We start from the raw sequence: 3139 nt of genomic DNA on the forward strand, positions 1-3139 counted from the left end.
CTGCCGGACCGGGGCACGGGCGTCTTCCCGTACGGGCGTCTTCCCGTACGGGTGTCCGCTCAGGCGCGGGCCGGCTCCTGCCGCGGGGCCGGGGCCGAGGCGCGGGCGGCCCGCTCGTCGCGGGTGGTCGCCGCCGCGACCGCGCACGCGGCCAGCGCGAGCGCCGCCGCCGCGAACGGGAACCAGCGCCCGCCCAGCACGGAGATCGCCGCCGAGCCGGCCACGCCGCCGACGGCCGTCCCCAGGTACAGGGCGCTGCTGTTCAGCGAGATCAGCAGCGGCGCGTTGGCCGGGTCGATCGACGCCAGCCGGTGCGGCAGTGCCACCGACACCGCCCACCCGGCCAGCGGCACCACCGCCGCGTAGGCCAGCGCCCCCGGCATGGTGAGCCCCAGCCAGGGCAGCGCGGTGAACGCGGCCGCGGCCACCGCCGAGCCGGTCAGCAGCACCCGCCGCACCCCGAGGCGGTCCACCAGGCGCCCGCCCAGCCAGCTGCCGGCCACCGACATCACGCCGCTGGTCAGCAGGACCAGGCTCAGCCGGTCGGCGTCGCCGCCGGTGGCGCCGGACACCGCCGTGGACAGGTAGATGTAGACGCTCTGGAAGGCGAGGAAGAACACCAGCGTGGTGGCGGCGGCGCCCAGCACCCGGCGCCGGCCCAGCGGCGCCAGGCGCGCCGCGAGGGTGGGGGCGGCGGCGGGGGCGGGCAGGTCGCGCAGCAGCGCCGCCAGGCCGGCGAGGGCGGCCAGGCCCAGGGCGGTGACCAGCCACATCGTCATCCGCCAGTCGGCGCGCCCGACCCAGGTGCCCAGCGGCACCCCGAGGGCGGTGGCCACCGTCATGCCGCCGAGCACGGTGGCCAGCGCCCGCCCGCGCCGCTCGGGGGCGACCAGCGTGGTGGCCACCGCGTTGGCGGTCGGCGTGTAGAGGGCGGCGCCGGCCGCCGCCAGCACCCGGGTGGCCAGCAGCAGTTCGTAGGTGGGGGCGAGCGCGCTGAGCGCGTTGGCCGCGCTGAACACGACGAGCGCGGTCAGCAGCAGGCGCCGGCGCGGCCAGCGGGCGGTGAGCGTGGCCAGCACCGGGGCCAGCAGCGCGTAGCCGAGGGCGAAGACGGTGACCAGCTGGCCGGCGGCCGGCACCGACACCCCCAGGTCGGCGGAGATCGGGCCGAGGATGCCGGCGAAGACCATCGAGTCGGTGCCCATGGCGAAGGTGCCGAGGGCGAGCAGGAGCAGACGAACGGGCACGGGAGGGCCCCCCGGGACGCAAGGAACGGATTGGCGGACGGACGCGCAACAGGCTGTCGGACGGATTGTTGGATGGACGTGCAACAGTTGGACGCTCGTCAAACACTCGGGGATTGGTGGATGATTGTCAAACCATCTGTGTCCCCCCGGCGGCCCGAGGAGCGTGCGCCATGACCGACGACGAGCGGCTTCCCCAGCCCGCCACCGCCGACATCGACCTCGTCACCGTCCTGCACGCCCTGGGCGACCCCGTGCGCATGACCCTGCTGCTCAGCTACGCCGACGACGCCGAGCACTCCTGCGGCCCGCGCGACCTGGGCCTGGACCACCTCCACAAGTCGACCGTCTCCCACCACATGCGGGTGTTGCGCGAGGCCGGCGTCACCACCACCCGCGTCGCCGGGCGCAACCGCTTCGTCAGCCTGCGCCGCGCCGACCTCGACACCCGCTTCCCCGGGCTGCTCGACGCGCTCCTGGCGGCCCAGGCGGCCCCCGCGCGGTAGGGGCCCCGGCTTCCGGGAGGCGGCTGCCGCTACGGGCCTATGCCCGCGGTCGTACGGCGCGGCGGCGGCTCCTGCCCGCGGCGGACGCGCCCGGGCGGGGCGCGGCGCCACGGTGGACGGGCACGCCGCCCGCCGACCCGATCGCCGCAGGAGCACGCCCGTGACCAGATCCCAGCCCGGCCTCCCGCTCAGCCGTCGCGGTGTGCTCGGGGCGCTCGCCCTGGGCGCCGCCGGTGCCGTCGCCGGCGCTGCGCCCGTACGCGCCGACGCCGCGCCGGCCGACGCCGCGGGGCGGCCCTGCCTGAGCCTGCCCGCGCCCACCGGCCCCCGCCCCGTGGGCACCGCGCTGCTGTACCTGAGCGACCCGGCCCGCACCGACGCCTGGGCCCCCGCGCCGCGCCCGCGCGAGCTGCGCGCCCGCCTCTGGTACCCCGCCGCCCCCGGTGCCCGCGGCCCGTACGCGCCGTGGATGAGCCCCGCCGAGACCGCCCACCTGGAGGCCGACTACTTCGCCGTGCCCGGCGCCCGCCTCGCCTGGCCCGTCACCCACGCCCGCCCGGACGCGCCCGCCGACCGCGGCCGCCGCCACCCCGTGGTCCTCAACTCCCACGGCTCCGGCGCCGACAGCGCCTTCGCCACCGCGCTGGCCGAGGAGCTCGCCTCCCACGGCCACGTCGTCGCCGCCGTCGACCACACCTACGACGCCGGGGAGGTCGAGTTCCCCGGCCACCGCCTGGAGGTGCGCGACAAGGCCCGCGTCCAGGCGATGACCGACGCCGGGATCGTCGCCTACCGCGCCGCCGACGTGCGCTGCCTGCTCGACCGCCTGGCGGGCGGAGCGCTGCCGGCCGGCCTGGACGGCGCCCTCGACCTCGGCGCCGTCGGCATGTTCGGCCACTCCATGGGCGGCGCCACCACCGCCCACGCCCTGCACGAGGACCCGCGCATCCGCGCCGGCGCGGTCCTGGACGGCCCCCTGTTCGGCCCCGCCGCCACCGCCGGCCAGGACCGCCCCCTGCTGCTGATGGCCTCCGCCTGGGACAGCCCCGCCCGCGACGCCATGTGGGACGCCCTGTGGCCGCACCTGACCGGCTGGCGCCGGCGCCTGACCCTCACCCGCTCGGGGCACCTGTCCTACTGCGACCTGCAACTGCTCGTCCCCCAGGGGCAGTCCGTCTTCGCCTGGCCCGCCGACCGGCTGGAGCACTTCCTCGGCACCGGCGACCCGCGGCGCGCCGTCGCCGCCCAACGCGCCTACCTCACCGCCTACTTCGGCCTCCACCTGCGCGGCCTGCCGGCCCCGCTGCTGGACGCCCCCGCGCCGCAGTGGCCCGAGGTCCGCTTCGACGCGTGAACCCCCGTCTCCCGCCCGAGCGTTCGGCTCCACGG

3 protein-coding genes are annotated in these 3139 nt (G+C 77.9%); 2 read left to right on the forward strand and 1 reads right to left on the reverse strand.

Translation table 11 applies throughout. The features are described from left to right. Positions 1-59: 59 nt before the first annotated feature. Positions 60-1247, reverse strand: coding sequence for an MFS transporter (locus tag ACFU6K_RS35165; RefSeq protein WP_380670111.1), 1188 nt, complete (start codon positions 1245-1247; stop codon positions 60-62). A 170-nt stretch (positions 1248-1417) separates the two neighbouring features. Here ACFU6K_RS35165 and ACFU6K_RS35170 point away from each other — a divergent pair, with 170 nt between their 5' ends. Together ACFU6K_RS35170 and ACFU6K_RS35175 are read left to right on the forward strand one after the other, a co-directional pair. Continuing rightward, positions 1418-1750: an ArsR/SmtB family transcription factor gene (locus ACFU6K_RS35170; protein WP_380670113.1), complete on the forward strand. Its 333-nt coding sequence runs from the start codon at positions 1418-1420 to the stop codon at positions 1748-1750. Between the two features lie 160 nt (positions 1751-1910). Continuing rightward, entirely contained in the window at positions 1911-3104 is a 1194-nt protein-coding gene (locus ACFU6K_RS35175; protein WP_380670115.1) for an alpha/beta hydrolase family protein, read from the forward strand. The last annotated feature ends 35 nt before the right edge of the window (positions 3105-3139 follow it).

The organism is Kitasatospora sp. NPDC057512, assembly GCF_042802135.1.
Taxonomy (GTDB): Bacteria; Actinomycetota; Actinomycetes; order Streptomycetales; family Streptomycetaceae; genus Kitasatospora.